At 37.0% G+C, this 20,563-nt stretch carries 19 protein-coding genes and 1 pseudogene; 17 read left to right on the plus strand and 3 right to left on the minus strand.

The window, feature by feature from the left end; translation table 11 throughout:
• Positions 1-110 precede the first annotated feature (110 nt).
• Positions 111-1,139 carry a glycosyltransferase family 2 protein gene (locus tag T356_RS20350; RefSeq protein ID WP_197020897.1) on the minus strand — a complete coding sequence of 343 codons (1,029 nt, stop codon included), beginning with the start codon at positions 1,137-1,139 and terminating at the stop codon, positions 111-113.
• A gap of 189 nt (positions 1,140-1,328) precedes the next feature.
• Between T356_RS20350 and T356_RS0108875 the strand changes: the two genes are divergently transcribed.
• The 16 genes from T356_RS0108875 to buk all read left to right on the plus strand — a co-directional run bounded on the left by T356_RS0108875 (position 1,329) and on the right by buk (position 19,529).
• The gene (locus T356_RS0108875; protein WP_035780829.1) at positions 1,329-1,835 is read left to right on the plus strand and encodes an acyl-CoA thioesterase; all 507 of its coding nucleotides are present in this window, start codon (positions 1,329-1,331) and stop codon (positions 1,833-1,835) included.
• A gap of 174 nt (positions 1,836-2,009) precedes the next feature.
• Complete coding sequence (locus T356_RS0108880) at positions 2,010-3,317, plus strand: ATP-binding protein (RefSeq protein ID WP_035780831.1); 1,308 nt, start codon at positions 2,010-2,012, stop codon at positions 3,315-3,317.
• Between the two features lie 151 nt (positions 3,318-3,468).
• Complete coding sequence (locus T356_RS0108885) at positions 3,469-4,359, plus strand: glycosyltransferase family 2 protein (protein WP_026514189.1); 891 nt, start codon at positions 3,469-3,471, stop codon at positions 4,357-4,359.
• 15 nt (positions 4,360-4,374) lie between these two features.
• On the plus strand, positions 4,375-5,280 hold the full coding sequence (locus T356_RS0108890; RefSeq protein ID WP_026514190.1) for a glycosyltransferase: 906 nt from the start codon (positions 4,375-4,377) through the stop codon (positions 5,278-5,280).
• A gap of 42 nt (positions 5,281-5,322) precedes the next feature.
• A complete protein-coding gene (locus tag T356_RS18950) occupies positions 5,323-6,327 on the plus strand; it encodes a stealth family protein (RefSeq protein ID WP_035780834.1) in 1,005 nt (334 codons plus the stop codon).
• 54 nt (positions 6,328-6,381) lie between these two features.
• On the plus strand, positions 6,382-7,572 hold the full coding sequence (locus tag T356_RS0108900) for a glycosyltransferase family 4 protein (protein WP_026514191.1): 1,191 nt from the start codon (positions 6,382-6,384) through the stop codon (positions 7,570-7,572).
• 188 nt (positions 7,573-7,760) lie between these two features.
• Positions 7,761-8,936 (plus strand): hypothetical protein, encoded by a 1,176-nt coding sequence (locus T356_RS0108905; protein ID WP_155839009.1) that lies wholly within the window; start codon positions 7,761-7,763, stop codon positions 8,934-8,936.
• Positions 8,937-8,951: 15 nt separating this feature from the next.
• Positions 8,952-9,833 carry an ATP-grasp fold amidoligase family protein gene (locus T356_RS0108910; protein WP_026514193.1) on the plus strand — a complete coding sequence of 294 codons (882 nt, stop codon included), beginning with the start codon at positions 8,952-8,954 and terminating at the stop codon, positions 9,831-9,833.
• Positions 9,830-11,251 (plus strand): flippase, encoded by a 1,422-nt coding sequence (locus T356_RS0108915; protein WP_026514194.1) that lies wholly within the window; start codon positions 9,830-9,832, stop codon positions 11,249-11,251. Before T356_RS0108910 ends, T356_RS0108915 begins: the two co-directional genes overlap by 4 nt.
• A 129-nt stretch (positions 11,252-11,380) precedes the next feature.
• Complete coding sequence (locus T356_RS0108920) at positions 11,381-11,818, plus strand: DUF4869 domain-containing protein (protein ID WP_026514195.1); 438 nt, start codon at positions 11,381-11,383, stop codon at positions 11,816-11,818.
• Positions 11,819-11,833: 15 nt separating this feature from the next.
• Complete coding sequence (locus T356_RS0108925) at positions 11,834-12,283, plus strand: hypothetical protein (protein WP_026514196.1); 450 nt, start codon at positions 11,834-11,836, stop codon at positions 12,281-12,283.
• 39 nt (positions 12,284-12,322) lie between these two features.
• Positions 12,323-12,649: a hypothetical protein gene (locus T356_RS0108930; RefSeq protein WP_026514197.1), complete on the plus strand. Its 327-nt coding sequence runs from the start codon at positions 12,323-12,325 to the stop codon at positions 12,647-12,649.
• 86 nt (positions 12,650-12,735) lie between these two features.
• On the plus strand, positions 12,736-16,437 hold the full coding sequence (locus T356_RS18955) for a DEAD/DEAH box helicase (RefSeq protein ID WP_051563312.1): 3,702 nt from the start codon (positions 12,736-12,738) through the stop codon (positions 16,435-16,437).
• A gap of 69 nt (positions 16,438-16,506) precedes the next feature.
• Positions 16,507-17,331: an AAA family ATPase gene (locus T356_RS0108940; protein ID WP_026514198.1), complete on the plus strand. Its 825-nt coding sequence runs from the start codon at positions 16,507-16,509 to the stop codon at positions 17,329-17,331.
• A 113-nt stretch (positions 17,332-17,444) separates the two neighbouring features.
• A complete protein-coding gene (gene ptb / locus T356_RS0108945; protein ID WP_026514199.1) occupies positions 17,445-18,353 on the plus strand; it encodes a phosphate butyryltransferase in 909 nt (302 codons plus the stop codon).
• 111 nt (positions 18,354-18,464) lie between these two features.
• Entirely contained in the window at positions 18,465-19,529 is a 1,065-nt protein-coding gene (gene buk, locus T356_RS0108950) for a butyrate kinase (protein WP_026514200.1), read from the plus strand.
• A gap of 92 nt (positions 19,530-19,621) precedes the next feature.
• Here the strand turns inward: buk and T356_RS0108955 are convergent, their stop codons facing one another.
• Positions 19,622-19,891, minus strand: a complete 270-nt coding sequence (locus T356_RS0108955; RefSeq protein WP_026514201.1) for a helix-turn-helix domain-containing protein — start codon at positions 19,889-19,891, stop codon at positions 19,622-19,624.
• Positions 19,884-20,246 carry a type II toxin-antitoxin system RelE/ParE family toxin gene (locus tag T356_RS21770; protein ID WP_026514202.1) on the minus strand — a complete coding sequence of 121 codons (363 nt, stop codon included), beginning with the start codon at positions 20,244-20,246 and terminating at the stop codon, positions 19,884-19,886. The genes T356_RS0108955 and T356_RS21770 overlap by 8 nt, the downstream gene beginning before the upstream one ends.
• A 117-nt stretch (positions 20,247-20,363) precedes the next feature.
• On the opposite strand from T356_RS21770, the pseudogene T356_RS0108965 reads away from it, so the two are divergent.
• Positions 20,364-20,563, plus strand: a pseudogene (locus T356_RS0108965) (IS1634 family transposase); the annotation flags it as partial.

Here is a 20,563-nt window from a genome sequence, read left to right on the forward strand (position 1 = left end):
CGCTATGGATGCGACCGATGCGCAGAAGTATTATGCAAGCTAAAGCTTGCGCGCATCGGTGCGCAAAGAGTTGCTTTGCAACTCTTTGTTATTCAGAGCACTTGGCGAGTTTAGTTGGTTCTTTTGTCATAGGATAAAAGAATGAAGCGTGTAGCTTGAACTACAGGGAAAATCGGGTGCTTCATGCAAAAATATAAGAGTTTGTTTGCTTTTGAAGAAATGTCTACATGTGTGGACATTATTTTTTTGCGGATATCATCTCTGAGGAAAATTGCGCGTACCCTTTCCGTTACATTCGGAGCTCTGTGGCGAAGTTCAATCTTCATGGCAACAAAGAGCATTATGACAAATTCACGGTCTACCTGTATTTCCGCGGTAGATATTTTTTTATCCCTAAGGATATCTTTGAAAGTCTTGTCGTTGAGCTCAAGGTTTGACAAGAGCTTTTGACTGTGGCCGTGTGCCATTGAATCGCTGATAAGTCTGTAGTGGTAAAAATAGCTGTCTTTTGCTATAACAAGTCTTTTGGCGTCGCAGATGGTGGGAAGCATTATATTTACGTCCTCGGCCATTACGATCGAAGTGTCGCAGTATTTGATGTTATCAAGTAGAAGCTTTCTTGATGTGAGCTTCATGCATCTGGACATGGTAACGGGACGGACTTCGTTTCCAAGAAGATTCTCTTTTATCTTATCAAGGGAGTCTCCGGTGTATACGCCGGGGGTAAGTCCCTGAGTTTCTTTTCTTCTCTCGTTATTTTTTTCAACAATGTAGTTTCCTGAGATTATTTCACTGTCGGAAAAAGAAGGATCGGTGAGAGCATAGAGTTTCTCGAACATATCGGTGTCAATCCAGTCGTCACTGTCGATGAAACAAAGATAGTCTGCACAGGCTCTTTTAACACCTTCGGTCCAGGCGGATATGAGACCGCCGTTGGTTTTATGGATTACTATGACACGATTGTCCTTTGTGGCGTATTCGTCACACTTTGCGGGACTTATGCCATCTGTGGATCCGTCGTCAACGAGGATTACTTCAAACTCAGTGAAAGTCTGTGAAAGTACGCTTTCAAGGCACTCGTCCATATATTTGGCGGTGTTGTAAACCGGAATGATTACACTGATCTTGGGTTGTGACATTTCTTTTCCCTTCTGAAATTTGGCTTTTGACATCTGAATTATATACGAATTGCTCAATGACTATCGCCATTTTCACAATTCTACAAACTATCTTATCAGTGACTGCGCGTGTGTGTCAAAATAGGATAGAAACGCTGGGGCATTTGAGGTAAAATTAATAGTAACAAAAAATCCAGGAGGAAAGGGCGTATGGGTAAAGTTTTTCATGTAGATCATCAGATAGATAAGAAGAATGTGGAAGATTCAGTCACAGAGTGGACTAAAGTAGTTGAGTACAGTGATATTAACAGCGAAAAAAGGCTTTTTGGCGGCAAACTGATGTCGTGGATAGATGAAGTCGCAAGAACAGTTGCGATAAGGCATTCCGGAAATCCGGTTATCACAGCGGCTGTCGACAATATGCAGTTCAAGCAGGGCGCAAAGCTCGATGATATAATCGTCATCATCGGCAAGATAACATATGTCGGCAGGACTTCGATGGAGATACGAGTTGACACCTATGTAGAAGACAGGCGAAACGGCATGAGGCACGTCCTTAACAGGGCATATCTCACCGAAGTGTGCATCGACGATGACGACACGCCCGCAATTGTCCCTTACGGTCTGAATATCAGAACAGCAAACGAAAGGGCCGAGTGGGAAGGCGCGGAGAAGAGGATCATCCTCAGGAAGAAGCGCAGGATGGAAGGATTCTGATAAGAGTAAAAGAGAATAGAGATGTTTGAGGGCGCAGATTGAATAGGTACAAAATCTGCGTCTCTTTTTATTGGGAAAAAATGTAGAATTCTACACTTTTGTTGATTAAAATGTAATCGCATGTTAAAATTTAACAAGAAAAAATGTAGAATTCTACACTTTTGGAGAATAAAAATGATAAAAAGAGATAAATATTTAAATCAATTACTTGAAGCAAGAGAAAATGGTTTTCCCAAGGTTATTACCGGAATCAGACGATGCGGAAAATCTTTTTTACTGAAAGAAATTTATAAAGGCTATTTGCTTGATGAGGGCGTTGACTATTCTCATATTCATGTTATTGAGCTTGATGACGATAGGAACATAGAGTACAGAGATCCGATAAAGCTTGGCGAATATGTTCGGGGAATCTGCACAGATTCAGAAATGCATTTTGTATTTGTGGATGAGATCCAGAAAGTATATACGATAAAGAACCCGAATCTGACCGATGGCAAGCATGTTCCTGCCAAAAAGAAAGACACAGATACGGTATCGTTCGTGGATGTGGTTTTGGGGTTGTCTCGCGAAAAAAATATTGATCTTTATGTGACCGGCTCCAACTCAAAAATGCTTTCTTCGGACATAGTGACTGAGTTTAGAGATAAGGCGACGAACATCAATCTGGCACCACTTTCATTTGAGGAATTCTATGCCTATGTGGGAGGATATGAAACAGAAGCGCTGTACGAATACATGCAGTATGGCGGTATGCCGCTTGCTGTTTTGAAAAAAGATGATGAAAAAAAAGAGTATCTCAAGGGATTATTTGAAACAACATATTTTAGCGATATTCTTGAAAGAAACAGATTAAAGAAAGGCGAGGAACTGGAAGAACTTTGCAACATCATAAGTTCTTTGACAGGTGAACTGCTTAATTCTGAAAAGATAGCCAATACATTTCTGAGTGTTCGGAAATCAAAAATAAACAAGGCTACAATTGAGAACTACATAGGTTACTTTATAGATGCCTTTATTCTTAGAGAGGCTCGTAGGTTTGACATTAAGGGAAGAAAAGAAATCGGAGCATTGAGAAAGTATTACTTTGCTGATACGGGGCTTAGAAATGCCAGATTAAATTTTGCATTTCCCGATGAAGGTCAGATGCTGGAAAACATCGTATATAATGAGCTACGCTATAACGGATATTCTGTAAATGTCGGTACCTTCGATACAGTTGAAAAGAATAAAGCTGGGAAATCCGTTAGAAAGAACAACGAAGTGGATTTCTATGCAACAAAGGGCATCCGCTCATATTACATCCAGGTGACAGCGGATATTTCCAATGAAACGACTAAGGAAAGAGAGATAAGACCGTATATCTTGCTCAACGATCAAATTCAGAAAGTCATTGTGGTCAACAAACCGATAAAGGAGACACGCGACGAGCGTGGTTTCACAATTATTGGGATAACGGACTTTTTGCTTAGGTTTATAAAATGAAAGATAAGGGCGCAGATTGGTACGGAATGGGTACAAAATATGCGTCTTTTCCTATGACAAAATACTATATATAGATTATAATTGTTATGAGTTTTATATGTGTAATAAAGAATTTTGAAGAGTATTAGATAACAGAGGAATAATGGATAAGATGCCAAGTATTTGTGCGGTTGTAGTAACTTATAATCGAAAAGAAAAGCTTAAAAAATGCATAGAGTGCCTTATACGACAGGTAGGTTCAAAATGCGATGTTTTGATTGTGGATAATGCAAGCACAGATGGGACTTACGATATGATTCGTAATGAATTTACTATCATGGGTATATATTATTACAATACCGGTGCTAATTTGGGGGGCGCAGGTGGCTTTGAATTTGGAGTAAAAGAGGCAGTAAGAAAAGGCTATGAATATATTTGGATTATGGATGATGATACATGGCCTAGTGAAACAGCATTATATGAATTAATAAAAGTTGATACTGAACTTAATGGGAAATGGGGATTTCTATCAAGTGTTGCATATTGGACCGACGGAGCAATATGTAGAATGAACATTCAGAAAAGAAATATTTTCAGGCATATTGGTAAAAAAGAATATGAATCAGAGTATTCACCTATAAAAATGTGTTCGTTTGTATCGCTTTTGGTGAAAAGTGAGATAGTCAAAGAGGTTGGATTGCCAATTGGAGACTATTTTATATGGACAGATGATTATGAATTTACCGGCAGAATATCAAGAAAAAATAAGTGCTATGTTGTACCCGGAAGTAAAGTGATACACGCAATGACTAGGCATACAAGAGTAAATTTTGCTACGGATGAATCTGACAGGATAGATAGATATAAATATATATATAGAAATGATGTGCATTGCTACAGGCAGTATGGTGTGCCGGGATGGATATATATTGTATTAAAAGATGTTTATACTGCATTTAATATTCTTTTGTTTTCGCAAAAAGATAAGGTAAAAAAAATAAAAGTAATGTGTGATGGTTTTATTATCGGAATTAAATATAATCCGGATATAAAACAGGTGTAGAGATATAGGAAGAAAATGAAACCGAGATGTGCTATTTTTTTGTCAACTTATAATGGTGGAGAATATCTTGAACAACAAATAGATTCTATACTTAATCAAAAAGATATAGAAGTCAATTTGATGATAAGAGACGATGGCTCTACTGATAATACCCTTGAGATAATTGGAAGATACAGTGAAGATCCTAGAATAAGAATTTCGAGCGGAGCAAACATGGGGCATGGTCAATCGTTTTGCATGCTTATGTATTCAAGTGATGATAGCTACGATTGTTATGCGTTTGCTGACCAAGATGATATATGGGATGAGGATAAAATAATAGCTGGATGGAACGCTATGAAAAAAGTAGACGGACCATCTTTGTATTTTTGTAGTCAGAGAATAATAGATGAAAGAGGAGAAATCCTGGGCGAAGATACATCGTTGGGTAGAATTATAAAATGTACAAAGTACTCCGCTTCTAAAACAAATTTGATTCGTGGTTGCACAATGATATGGAATAAGAAAATGCACAGTGAACTGCTTGGACATAAGCCGGATATAAACCGAATTAGAGAACATGATATTTGGGTGTCTTGGATAGCAATGTGCGTGGGTAAGGTTATATTTGACGACACATCGCATATGGGATATCGGCAAATATCCAGTAGTACTTCGCCTGGAGCACATAAAAAGGGAATATTATCTTTTTTTCACAAGATGCAAGTTATGAAATATGTTTGGATAAAATGGTCAGGATTGAAATATGAATATGCTGAAGAAATTGAAAAATGTTTTCCTGATATTAAATTAGCAACATGTCATTATAAGAATGATTTACGGTCTATTCTCGAATTGTTTTTTTCAAAAAAATACAATGAAGGTGTACCCTTAAAATGGCGCTTAATGAGCGATTTGATGCTTGTTATGGGGCGGTTATAAAAGATATATTTATGCTACATAACTGTTTTATGAGAGGAAAATATGGCTACGGATAATATTGATTTTGTGATTACGTGGGTTGATGGGAATGATCCCAAATGGCTCGCTGAAAGAGAAAAGTTTTTAGCTGGAAATGTGGGTGATCATAGATCTTGCAGATACAGAAATTGGGATAATCTACAATATTTTTTTAGAGGTGTTGAAGCTTTTGCACCATGGGTAAATCGTATATTCTTTATTACTTGGGGGCATATCCCGGAATGGCTTAATACTCAGCATCCTAAGCTGAAAATTGTTAGACATGATGAGTTTATTGCGAAAGATTGTTTGCCAACATTTAATAGTAATACTATAGAACTTATGATTAATAGAATAGAAGGGTTGTCAAATAAATTTGTACTTTTTAATGATGATATATTTTTGATTAAACCTACGAAGAGTACTGATTTTTTTATGCAGGGATTGCCTTGTGATTCTGCATATTTGACTATTCATTCAATAGCGCTGGATAAAACAGATGTGTATGCAAGCTTACAAGCGATAGGAATAATCAATAAATATTTTAATATGAAAAAGTCTATTTTGGGAAATTTTACGAAGTGGTTTAATCCAATATATGGTAAACAGCTTTTAAAAACAATATATCTGCTTCCGTGTCCTGTTTTTCCTGAAATAAGACAAAACCACTTGCCGTGCTCATATTTAAAAGAGACATTTGATACTTTATGGGATAAGGAAGGTGAATTGTTGAATGAAACTTGTCATAACAAGTTTCGAACAAAAGTGGATTATTCACATTGGACAATGAGAAATTGGCAGATTGCCGCCGGCGATTTTTATCCTAGAAAAACAAGCTTTGGTAAAAGCTTTGTTTTGAACGATGATAAATCATTTCATGAATGCTTAAAATATATTGAGAATTCAAAAGGATCAGTTATATGTATAAATGATGAAGAGAAGACAGAGAGTTCTTTTATTAAACATAGAGATGCAATTAATAAGCGACTTAATACACTGCTCCCAAATAAATCCAGTTTTGAAAAATGAGTGATTATTCAATCGTTATTTATATATTCTTATAAAAGCAAGGATGTTTGTTAAATGAATGTTGGTGATGTATGCAATAAAATAAAAAAAAAGCATAATGTTTTGCTATCCACCGAAGTTTCGGAAATGACGGCAGGTATTGCATATTCGTTTCTTGGGTTGGCAGTGTGGCTGGAAGAAAATACAGAATATCACGTTGTGGCATTATTGAAAAAAAAAGGAGCATTGTATAACAATTTAAAATCAAAAGGAATAGAAACACATGTTGTTATGCAGAACAAGAAATGGCTAAAATGGTCTGAAAAGGAAAATGTGTCTATGCGTTTGATAAAGGAACTGGTAAGACCTTTTTTAGTTCCTTTTGAAGTTATTTTACTGAGGAGACTTATGCGTAGGTCTGCTGTTGAAATTGTGCATATTAACGGAATTACCGGTGGAATGTGTGGAGAGACAGCGATAGGACAGGGCCTTCCGGTTGTTTGGCATATTCGAGAGTTTCTTGAAGAAGATTTAAATGGTGAATTTCAGAACAAGAAGAAAGCTATTGAAATAATCAATCAATCAAAACGTATTATTGCAGTTTCAGAAGCAGTAAAGAAAAAATATTCAGCTATTTTAAAACCTAATATTGATGTTGTTTATAATGGATTTGATATTGGTAAAGTCAGCCACCTAAATAGAAGTATAGGTGACAAGTTTAAGATATGTATGCTTGGCAGAATTATTAGAGGAAAAGGTCAAATTGATCTAGTGAGGGCAATAGGCTTATTATCAGATGAAGACAAAGAAAAATGTGAGGTTCATTTTATTGGATTTAAAAAAGATAAAAAATACTATGAAGAATTGGAAGTATTGATAAACAGTTATGGAATTGGACAAAACATTTTTTTTGATGGTTATATTTCAAATGCATATGAGCAGCTTGCTGATTACAAGTGCATTTGTATCTGCTCAACTAAGGAAGCATTTGGGAGAACTACGATAGAAGGGATGCTTAATGGCTGCATAGTGATTGGGGCAGACACAGGTGGTACTGTTGAATTGGTACAAGATATGATTACTGGAATGACATATAAGTGTGGTGATGCTGAAAACTTGGCACAAAAGATTTCATTTTGCATCAATAATCCAGAATTAGTTAATTCGATAGCGTACAATGGATATAATTTTGCACGTAGCAATTTTCAGATGGATAAAACTTACAGTAAAATTGTAGAAATCTATGAGCAATGTGTGAAAAGCTAGTGTGGTGTCTTGCTGACTTTTGATCAATTGCGAAGTGAAATAATTCATGTACAAGACGGAGGATTGAGTCAATGCGGGCATCGACGATTGACGACAACGCAGTACATGGATTATTTCACAAGTAATTTATCAAATTGTCAACAATACAGCACACTAGTAGATATACTTATTTTTTGGATTGAATGATGATGAAGAACACAAGAAAAGAAATAGAAAATAATTTCATATATTTCATTTTGGCTATTTGGCTTGCCAGTGAGGTGCTATTTAGCTCGACCATTACAAGAATCATTGTGTGGGAAACAGAATATGTAAATGATTTTATGGATTGGTTTGTTCTTATTTTACTAGTGATTCAGATTGTATTTTTTCAACGATACCAGACAAAGGAATTAGTATATATTGCAATAGTGACAATTCCAATCGTAATAGCTACGATATCTTCTTCACATAACGTAATGATGTCTACTTGGATATTTATAGTAGCTGCAAAGTATATCGATTTTGATAAACTTATAAAAATAGCTTATGTTGTACAAATTATTATGGTGGCGATAGTGTTATATCTTTTTTTTAGTGGTGTTATTGATGAATATACCATGTACAGAGGGGCGATTCTGCGACATTCATTAGGCTTTGGCCATCCTAACCGACTTGGTATTAGGGTACTTCAGTTGATTGTTTGCAGATGCTATCTTAGAAGAAAGAAACTTGGTATTAGTGATATATTAATAATTCTTGCAGCAGCTATTTTTGTTAATCGTGTTGCAAATTCAAAGACGGCCTATTATTCATTGTTGGTGTTTGCGGTTATGATTACTGTGCGTGTTATTTCCAACATGATGAATATTGGAATAGAGCGGTATATTTCTTATACAATTTATATGGCTGGTGCTGTGAATGTATTAAGTATTGTTCTGACATTTATTGATATAAAAAAATATCCTTTTTTAAAGCGAATTGATAAAGCAATGTCGATTAGATTTTCTACAGGTCATGAGACTCTGAAGCATTATGGCGTATCTGTTTGGGGGCAGGATATTCAAAGCATAGTGAAACGTCATGTAATTGGACGCATTTATCATTTTTGGCTTGATAATGCATATATGTCCATATTATTAAGGTATGGAGTGGTAGTTTTTCTGATTTTTTCATCATTATACATTTCGACTATGCTTTATTTAAAAAAACAAAAACAGTACATGCTTCTTGAAATAATGTGTTTATTTGCGATTTATGGAGTTATGGAAAATAATTTCTCTATGTCACGAAATATATTCCTATTACTTTTCTCATATCCGATATTTAGACGTGAACTAAAGCAGGAAAATGTAATTCCTTCACGGATAAGAATAACAATCTAACAAGGGAGAATAGTAATGACTTTAGCATATAGAAAATATGTGAAGGAAATAATGCCAAGTATTTTCTATCCGTTATATCTTAAATATCAATATAAAAAAAGAGTTGGAAAGAAATTACATTTTAGAAATCCAATTAATTATACTGAGAAAATTCAATGGGCTAAAATAAATAGAAAAAATCCATTGTTAACGCAACTTTCTGATAAGGTTGAGGCTAGAAAGTGGGTGTCTTCTACAATTGGTGAAGAATATCTTATTCCTATAGTGGGGGAGGTTTATACTGATGCTGAAGATATTGATTTTGATAACCTTCCGGAAAAATATGTAATTAAGTTGAATACAGGAAGCGGTTTTAACATTATTGTAAATGATAGTAGTGAAATAAATAAGGAAGCTGCTAAGAATAGTCTGAAGAAATGGATGAATAGCAATTATGCATATAATAGTTTAGAATTGCAATATAAGGATATTATTCCACGGATTTACATTGAAGAAAACCTTCTGGAGGATGGCATGAGTGATCTTCCGGATTACAAGTTTTTTTGTTTTGGTGGGAAAGTATTTTGCTCATATACCAGAATAAAGACATATGAAGGGCATACAAAAGGCGAAGTGGGCTTTTTTGACAGAGATTATAATTTGATGCCATATTATAGAGCTGATTATGCTTCTTTAAAGGAACAATTGGATAAACCTAAAAATTACGAGAAGATGGTTGAAATTGCAGAGAAGCTTTCTTATGGATTTTCTCATGTGCGGGTTGATTTATACAATATTAGTGGGAAGATATATTTTGGAGAAATGACATTTACGACAAATAGCGGATATATTAGATTTGTTCCGGAGGAATTTGATAGAATTTTGGGAGATCAGTGGAATCTTAATTCGGGAATATGACGACGAAAGAAACTATAAAATCAAATTTTATATTTAATGCTCTTTATCAATTATCCGGGATTATCATTCCGTTGATAACTTTACCGTATGTGACTAGAGTTTTACATGCGCAGGGGTTGGGAGAATATTCATATGCATATTCTGTGGCATATTATTTCTATATTTTCATTAGATTAGGTCTTCATAATTATGGTAACCGTACTATAGCGTATGTGAAGGATGATACTGACAAGTTATCAAAAGTTTTTTTTGAATTGTATTCTTTTCAATTCTCTTTAGGTGTGATTATGACAGTGCTTTACCTTGTGTATTGCATCTTTCTTTCGCCAAACAAGTCTTTGTCTTTTATTTTTACAGCGGTTGTATTGGCCGGGGGAATAGATATTACATGGGCGTTATATGGACTTGAAGAATTTAAGATTACATCTATCAGAGATATATTAACCAAAATCATAACCTCAATCTGTATATTTATATTTGTTAAGGATGGGGCAGATGTATGGAAGTATTCACTAATATATAGTGTTGGATTCTTTATCAGCCAGGCTGTTTCACTTCCGGTATTATCTAAAAAGGTAAAGTTTATTATGCCTAGTTTTGCAGGTGTACAGTCACACATCAAACCCAATTTGATATTGTTTTTACCGACAGTTGCAGTAAGTTTATATAAAACAATGGATAAGATAATGCTTGGAATTATGTCAAATAGTGATGAATTGGGGTACTATCATAGTTCTGAGAAAATAATCATGGTTCCTATGGCTTTTATTACAGCACTTGGAACTGTGATGCTTCCAAGAATGTCTAATATGTTATCAAATGATGTAAATGAGAAACAGATTAGAACTGTTTTTGACAAATCCATTACTTTTGCCATGTTTTTGTCCACTGCATTATGCATGGGGATAATGACAGTTTCCAAGGAGTTTGTGATATTATACTTTGGCGAGGGATTTGAAAAATGCGAGCTGCTATTTTTGATAATTCTTCCCAGCTGTCTTTTTTTGGCGTTTGCTAACGTCATTAGGACACAGTATCTTTTACCTAGAAAGAAGGATAAGCTGTTTATTATTTCTTTGTTTTCAGGTGCAGCTGTAAATGTATTTTTAAATGCTACATTAATTCCAAGATATGCTTCTGTAGGTGCAGCAATTGGAACATTAGTAGCTGAAATGGTAGTATGTGTTGTTCAGGTTGCATATGTATATAAAGAAGCCAATATCGGTCAGAATATATTAAATTCTTTACCGTTCATTTTTGCGGGAATGGTTATGTTTTTTTTGTGTAAAAATTATGTTTTACCAATAGAGAATTCTGTGGTGGCATTACTGATTAAGATACTGCTTAGTGGCGCAATATATTTGATGGTTTTGGGAGTAAGTATTTTGATTAAAAAGTTTTTAGTTCGTAATGATTGATAGAGTTATATTATGCGATTGTTTTTTTGTAATATTGTGAAATAAGGCTGTTTATATAATGTACGATTATGATTCGGTATTAGTCATAAGGCATTGGTATTGAGTGTATTTATTTGAGGACAAATATATATGTTGAATATTTATTTTGGAGAAATTGAAGGAGCGATGCATGGGCCGTCATGGTTCAGGTTTAACTTTCGGGAAGAGTGGTTTGAAGATCCGCTTATTGCTGAGATGATGGAAGATATTGATAAATCACATTATAAGGGCGGACAACTTATTGAGAGTGATGTACTTGGCCCGATTCCGCCTGAAAGATTGTCAGGCGGTTTACAGACGCTTATTTGCATTTATAAAAGACCTGATCTTATGTTTAATGCTACAAGTTGTGGAGAAAATTGTGCCAAGTGGCTTTTGGAGATTGGAAGAAGAATAGATGTCTCTGTGAACCTAAGGTATTATATGCCTTTTGATAATTGCGGAGATTTTAAGGTCAGAATTATCAATGAGGATAAAAAGATTAATAATATTGATGATTATATGCATATAGCTCTGAAATATGTTTGATAGAGGAATCTGAAAATGAAGAATAAGCATCATATTGTTGTCGAGACAGAGCGACTAAAATATGAATTTGATATAAGAAGGAATATCACTGTTATTCAAGGAGACAGTGCAACGGGAAAGACAACGCTTGTTCAGCTTCTTGAGACATATTCGAGGTATGGAAAAGACAGTGGAGTACGCCTCCAGTCAGATGTTCCGTGTGTTGTATTTGGCGGAGATACAAGTCTTTGGAAAGTTGCAATGGAAACATATCAAAACAGCATAGTTTTCATTGATGAAGATTATTCATTCATTTATTCTAAAGAGTTTGCTGATGTAATACAGGGAACATCAAATTATTATGTTTTGATTACAAGACAGCCATTATACAACTTGCCATATAGCGTTAAGGAGATATATGGAATCAGAACTACCGGAAAATATCATTATCCTGAGAAAATTTATAATGAGTTTTATAGGATATAGGATGATACGGAAGAACAGAGTTCAAAAGATGTGCTTGTCATGGTAGAGGATTCAAAGTCTGGGTATCAGTTTTTTTCTTCGATATGTAAAAAAGATGCGTGCATAAGTGTTGATGGCAATTCAAATTTTGTAAGTAAGATTGAGGATGCGGATAAAGATAAGCAGGTTGTTGTTATCGCTGATGGAGCTGCGTTCGGTGCATATATTGCTAAAGTAATGGCTATAGCTAAAAGCAGAAAATATGTAACAATGTATTTTCCTGAATCATTCGAATGGGTGATTCTCAAATCAGGAATTATTAACATAAAGGACATTGATAGTATACTTGCCGAACCGGAAAGCGTGCGAATGCTTTTTGAAACATAATGGCAATTTTCGGCATGGTTTGTGTAACTGCTTTTTTGAATGAAAATATTTAAGCTATAAATAATAAACAACGGAGAATGACTACAATGGATAACAACTGGAGAAATTGGTTTGCTGATACAATTTACAGAAGGGGCGTGCAGTATTATAAGAACGGTCATGTAAGAGAAATGCATAAGATTACCGGCGGCTATGAAGCAATAGTCGCCGGGCATTATTTATATAGGGTAGAAATTATTACAGATAATGACAGAGTTAAAGATACGCACTGTAATTGCCAATATGCCTATAGTGGAGAAAAATGCAAGCATCAGGTGGCAGCACTTTTGGAATATAAAGATATGCTCAGTCGTCAAATTGCTCTTGAGGCGGAGAATGCAGAACTTGAGAAGATCAATCTTAGCCTACGTGATAAGTGGGTTGGGGCAGATGGGGAGGATGACTATTCTTACATAGATCTTGATGGGATTGAGAAAAAACTTTTTGAAAAAGAACGTGATAAAAAGATTGCACTCCAGCTCCTTGAAAAAGATTTCGTAAAGTTTAGTCACATGACGGCAGGCAGAGCGAATATGCTTGATGAAAGGACTATTCATGTATATGGAATGGCCAGGGAAAGCGATACGGATAAGTACGATAAATCTGTAGGGTTCGTTATTACGGAAAATAATATTTCAGGATTTTTTTGCGGCTGTAAGTCGTGTAAACATTCGGATTACTATTGGTATAACAAACCCTGTAAGCACGCAAGGGCTTTGTTTTATGCCGCTTATAAAGAACTGCGAAATCAGCGTTTGATCGACTTCACCGATGAAAATACCATCAACTTGTTTAAGAGTATACATAATTCCAGAGCAAGAAAGATTGCGGCAAAATCTGTTGAGACTTTTAATGAACGACTTACTCTGCAGCCCAGGCTTAAAAATGATTACGGCACTTTAGAACTGTCTTTTAAAGTTGGAGCAAGCAGACTTTTTGTAATAAAGAATCTGTCTGAATTTCATAGGAACGTGAAAAACGGTGCATCACAAACATTTGGAAAAACGACTGTTCTTCCGCTTAACAGAGATTATTTTGATGAAACTTCCTGTGAATATTTGGACTATATAGGTGAGTCAATAAGTCGCATTGAGGAGGGAATCAGATTTTCTTACAGTGAAGGCTATTTTGACAGAAGATACGGACGCAGCGAGGATCATATAAGACAAAGCATTCCACTTAGCGGGCGTGGACTGGATGATTTTTTTAACAGCTTTAAAAATCGTGGAATAGATTATGAAGATTTTGAAAAGAAAAAGTCCGTTATCCATTTCAAGGAAAAGAAGCCTAAACTTAGCATGACGATTACACCTTTTTTGACCGGTAAAGGAAAGAAAAAGAAATTTTCCGGAGTGAAGGCAGAAATAATTCTTCCACAGCTTTTTCACGGTGAAGCTTACGGATATTATATTGATGGTGACAATTTGTGCAGGATACCTCAGGATGTTTATAAGAAGATGATTCCGCTCATTGAGGATAGATACATGGGAAGCGTGCATATGGATATCGGCCGCAACTACCTTTCGGATTTTTACCATTCAATTCTTCCTGAATTGGCGGATTTCGTGACAGTTAAGGAAACTGACAAAGAAGTTATATCAAAATATCTTTCCTCGGATGTTGAATTCTGCTTTTATCTTGATGCGGAAAATGGAAATGTTACCTGCAAGGCAATCGCTGAGTATGGCGATAATGAATACAATGTTATAGATTGCAAGGGATTAAATACCAATACATCAGGTATACTTGGCCAAGAGCGTATTTTTTCAAAGGAGAACGAAGTTCTTGGGAGTGTTATGCAATTTTTGCCGGAGATTGATACGGATCGAGGCATGTTTCATTGTGACAGGGATGAAGACAGGATATATGATTTTGTGACTTTGGGTGTCGAAGAACTTGCAAAACTCGGAGAAATTAAAGTTACGGATTCTTTTCAACACGTTAATGTGTTCAAAAAGGCAAATCTGTCTGTCGGAGTTTCGCTTTCGAAGGGCATGCTTGACCTCGAAGTTTCTTCCGATGAGATATCAAAGGATGAACTTCTGGAAATACTTGCGAGTTACAGAGCCAAAAAGAGGTATCACAGACTTCGTGATAACAGCTACATAAATCTTAATGACGAAGCGCTTGCAACTCTTGATGATATGCTTAAAACCTTGCAGATCTCAGAGAAAGATTTTCTTAAAGGAAACATGCATGTCCCTGTATATCGTACGCTCTATCTTGATAAACTTCTGGAGGAAAATGAGGAAATCTATGAAGATAGAGACAGCAGATTTAAGAATCTTGTAAAAGGCTTTAAGACTATAAAGGATGCGGATTTTAAAGCGCCCAAAAATCTTTCCAAGATAATGCGTAATTATCAGAAGACAGGATTTAAGTGGATAAGCACTTTGGAAAAATATGGTTTTGGCGGAATTTTGTGCGATGATATGGGACTTGGCAAAACTTTGCAGACCATAAGTTTTTTGTATAAACATTACACGGATAAGAGTATTGGTGAAAAACTTCCTTCACTTGTTGTTTGTCCCGCATCATTGGTTTATAACTGGGCGGATGAATTTGCCAAGTTTGCACCTGATATGAATGTTGTGACGGTAGCGGGCGGGGCTGCTGAGAGAACGCGTACTATTTCCGATGCGGATAAATATGATGTGCTTATAACGTCATATGACCTGATGAAAAGAGATGTGGCGCAGTATGAGGAAAAAGAGTTCTATTATGAGGTAATTGATGAGGCTCAGTATATAAAGAATCATACTACGGCAGCAGCAAAAGCGGTTAAGGTGATAAATAGTAAAAGACGCCTTGCGCTTACGGGTACACCTATTGAAAATCGTCTCAGCGAGCTGTGGAGCATTTTTGACTTCCTGATGCCAGGATTTTTGTATAAGTATGAACAGTTTAAACGTCAATTTGAGACACCTATCGTAAAGTATGAAGATAAAGACGCTTCGGACAGGCTTAAGAAAATGGTGGCACCGTTTCTTTTAAGGCGCCTTAAGGAAAATGTATTAAAAGAGCTTCCGGATAAACTTGAGAAGCAGCAGACCGTTGTCATGGAGAGTGCGCAGCAGACTCTTTATAATGCGCAGGTGCAGCACCTAAAGACTATGATAGAATCGGCAAAACGTGATAAATCATTCAATGAGGCCAAAATGAAGATTCTTGCCGAAATGACAAGGTTAAGGCAGATATGTTGTGATCCTTCGTTGTATGTTGAAAACTATGAGGGAGAATCGGCAAAGAGGCAGGCTTGTCTGGAACTTGTGGAAAGAGCGATTGAAGCAGGGCACAGAATCCTTATCTTTTCGCAGTTTACAACTATGCTGGATCTTCTCAAGAAAGATTTTGGAAAGGCCGGTATCAATTATTTTGAGATAACAGGGGCTACGAAGAAGGAAGACAGGATAGAACTTGTTAACCGCTTTAATGACGGAGAGAACAGTGTATTCTTGATATCTTTGAAGGCGGGAGGAACAGGACTTAATCTTGTCGGAGCAGATATGGTTATTCACTACGATCCATGGTGGAATCTTGCTGCGCAGAATCAGGCAACGGACAGAGCACACAGAATTGGGCAAAAGAAAACTGTTACAGTTTACAAACTTATTGCAAAAGGAACTATTGAGGAAAAAATAGTTGAGCTCCAGAACAGTAAGAGTGACCTTGCTGAAGAAATACTATCGGGTGAGACTAATATTATTTCAAAAATGACAGAGTCTGATTTTATGGAGCTATTAGGATGAATACTCCGTGAGTATAGCTATGAGCGAACCGGCGGCGAAGTCGACAAGATTAAAAAGGTTTAACGGACAATGAAATATCTTTTGAGTTTTAAACTAAGCGGTGAGCGGCTTGAAGAAAGCTGTCCGCATATTTATCCGTACAGCGTGTTTAGAGGCAAGGACCCGGAACCGTTTGTCTTTTCGGATATTACGGTGCTGTATGGAAATAACGGTTCGGGAAAGTCGACGATACTCAATATCATTGCGAACAAGCTCGAGTTAAAAGGAAGGGAGCATGTGACTGCAAATGGTTTGGGGCGTATCGATTATACATTGAAATATAACAATGAGTGTGCTTACGATCTTGGCGTAGATGAGAATTCAGGCTTATCTTTTCATGAAATTCCAAGAAATAGTATGTATATAAAGAGTGAAGATATTCTCTATGAGATCAAGAAGATTCAGCAAAGGGATGTACTGTCAAGCGATATGCTCTATTACAATATGAAGCAGGGAAAAAATCGTAAGGAGGCAGAGCGGTATCTTTCTTCAGCTGAAGGGAAAAAGCGTTTGGTTGAAAAAATATTTGCTCAGGAAAAATATTCAAACGGTGAGACGGCGCTGCAGATATTAAATGATCTTATTACCCCGGATGCGTTGTTTCTTCTTGATGAGCCTGAAGTATCTCTTTCGCCCGCCAATCAGGTGACGATGGCGGAAGAAATCAACAAGATGGCAAGGTTTCTTGGATGCCAGTTTATCATCGCTACGCATTCACCGTTTCTTTTGGGTACTCTTAATGCCAAGATATATAATCTTGATACATGTGATTACAGAGTCAGCAAGTGGTACGATCTCGAGAACGTTAGGTACTTCTATGATTTTTTTCAGAAAAGAAAAGATTTTTTTGAATAATAGGTAGCTACTGTAAATGGTATTCTTGCATTTATGAATACTGAGTGTTAAAATTTTATCATATGGCTTTTGGATATTTTAATCTAAGATAAATATTTTTGGAGGTTTTTAAAATGAGTAAGAATTTTGATGACATTTTGGCAAAGCTTAAGACAGCTGAGAAAAAGAAGATGTCTGTTGCCGTAGCGCAGGACACACACGTTCTTGAGGCTGTTAAGGTTGCTAAGGAGAGAGGAATCGTTGATTCTATCCTCGTTGGTGACAAGGATGAAATCGAGAAGAAGGCAGCAGAGGTTGGAATGAACCTTGCAGACTACGAGATCATCGATGTTAAGGATACCATCGAGGCAGCTCGTACAGCAGTTTCTCTTGTACACGACGGAAAGGCTGACATTTACATGAAGGGTGCTTTGGAGTCAAGAGATTTCCTTAAGAGCGTTCTTGATAAAGAAGTTGGTCTTCGTACAGGACGTCCTCTTTCACACGTTTGCGTATTTGAGATTCCCGGAATCGATCGTCTTCTTTTCCTTACAGACGTTGCATTTATGCCATATCCCACACTTGAGGATAAAAAAGTCATCATTGAATATACAGTAGATGTAGCAAGAGCTTGCGGTGTTGATTGCCCTAAGGTTGCTCCTCTTGCAGCAGTAGAAGTAGTTAACCCTAAAATGCCCGTTACAGTTGAGGCAGCAGAGCTTACAAAGATGAACGAAGCAGGCGAGATTAAGAACTGCATCGTTGACGGACCTCTTTCAATGGATCTTGCTATCGATCCCGAGGCTGCTCAGCACAAGGCAGGCGCTCTTGACAGAAAAATCGTCGGTGATGCCGACATCCTTCTTTTCCCTGATATCCACGCAGGAAACCTTACATACAAGACAATCGTTCGTCTTGCAAAGGTTAAAAACGGTAACATCCTTACAGGAACACAGGCACCGGTTATCCTTACATCAAGATCTGACAGTGTTGAGGTAAAGGTTAACTCAATCGCACTCGCAGCAGTTGTTGCCAATAAATAAGCTGAGAGAACTTGATGAGGTTTTTTCGAATCTAGTTCGAACGTCTTCTGGCGAGGGCGAAGCCCGAGAGCGGAAGTTCCTTATAAAAAAATATGTGAAAGGAAAAAAACCATGATAAAGAGTTTAATTATAAATCCCGGTTCAACTTCTACAAAAGTCGGTATCTTCGAGGATGAGACACTTGTAAAAGAGGAAACATTAAGACACAGCACTGAAGAAATCAATCAGTATGCAACAATCATCGATCAGAAAGATTTTCGTAAGAATATCATTCTTGATTTCCTTAAAAAAGAAAACATCGACATCAAATCTTTCAACGTAATCGTAGGAAGAGGCGGACTCTTAAGACCTATTCCGGGCGGAACATACGAGTGTACAGATGCACTTCTTGCAGACCTCAAGGTTGGTGTTCAGGGACAGCACGCATCTAACCTCGGCGGTATCCTTGCAAGAGAGATCGGTGACGAGATCGGTGTTCCTTCATACATCGTTGATCCCGTTGTTGTAGATGAGATGGAGCCTGTTGCACGTATCTCAGGTATTCCTGAAGTTGAGCGTGTTTCAATCGATCATCCTCTTAACCAGAAGGCTGTTGCCAGAAGATATGCAAAAGAGATCGGTAAAAAATATGATGAGATCAGCGTTATCGTAGTTCACATGGGTGGCGGTACATCAACAGGCGTTCATAAGAACGGCAAGATGGTTGACGTATTTGCAGCACTTAACGGTGACGGTGCATTCTCACCTGAGAGAGCTAACGGTATTCCTGCTAAGGCACTCGTTGATCTTTGTTTCTCAGGCAAGTTCACATATGATGAGATGAAAAAGAAGATCGTTGGTGGCGGCGGACTTAACGCTTACCTTGGAACCAACGATATGAGAGAAGTAAACAAGATGTGCGAAGAGGGCGATGAGAAGGCTAATCTTATCCGTGACGCATTCATCTACCAGATCTGCAAGAACATCGGCGCATGCGCTACAGTTCTTAAGGGTAAGGTTGATCAGATCATCCTTACAGGCGGTATCGCATATGGTCAGGTTATCACAGATAAGATTAAGGAAAGTGTTGATTGGATCGCTCCTGTAACCGTATATCCCGGAGAAGACGAGCTCCTTGCACTTGCACAGGGCGCTATCCGTGTTATGAACGGCGAAGAGGAAGCTAAGAAATATTGATCATAATTAGAGCAAAAGCTTAGTTGCTATAACAAAGAAAATCCCCTGATGTTGTGAGCATCGGGGGATTTTTTTGTTGCAAAAATATATAATTATTTTTTTATTGGTACAATTGCGAGCTTGTACCCTAGCGGAACCAATACTTTAAGTAGACTATCGATTTGTGGAGAGTGTACAGCTTTTTCCATTCGGGCGATGACAGGTTGTTTCACGTTACATTTGTCTGCAAGCTCTGATTGGGATAAGCCTTGCTCTTCGCGTATAGTGACCATTGTTCGAAGCAGGTCTTTTTCAAGTTCAATTATTTTTTCTTCTTCGGGAGTGATATTAAGTTCTTGTCTAAATTCTTTCCAGTTACTCATTTGTATTGTACCTCCGCATATAATCTTTCAGCTCTTTTTTTGCTTTCTCAATTTCTCGGGGAGGAGTTTTTTGAGATTGCTTTTTGAAGTGGTGGAGAAGTAGGAACGTGTTGTCTTTGTAGTATGCATATAATATTCGGTTCGATAAAGGCCGCAATTCCCAGATATCGCCATCAAGATGCTTGGTAATAGGAGCTCCAACTCGTGTTCCCATCTCTTCAAGGATATCAAGATATGCAACTAATTTATTGAAATTAATACGGGCATCTTTACTTGTTGCCGAATTTTTGTGCAGATAATTGATGAATTCTTTTACATCACTATATCCTAACTTCCAGTAAGTTTTGAAACTCAATCAAATAAAAACGGCAAAAAGCCCAGAAAATTCAGCAATTCTGTTGATTTTCCGGGCTTTTCTTGTTATAATTATTGAGTGGGTATACATACTTATTATCAAGGAGAAAAGTGATCTATGTACTACGATTTCAGAGTGAAGATCCCGGAAGAAAAGGGCAAGATTTACACGAAGACGATCAAGGGAGTTGTCTACATCAACTACGAGTACGACAGGGTGTATAAGCCTGACAAGAAGTACAACATCCCAAAGCGGACTACTATTGGTAAGATGTGCGACGATGATCCTACCATGATGTATCCCAATCCTAACTATCT

This window comes from Butyrivibrio sp. LB2008 (genome assembly GCF_000621565.1).
Lineage (GTDB): Bacteria > Bacillota > Clostridia > Lachnospirales > Lachnospiraceae > Butyrivibrio.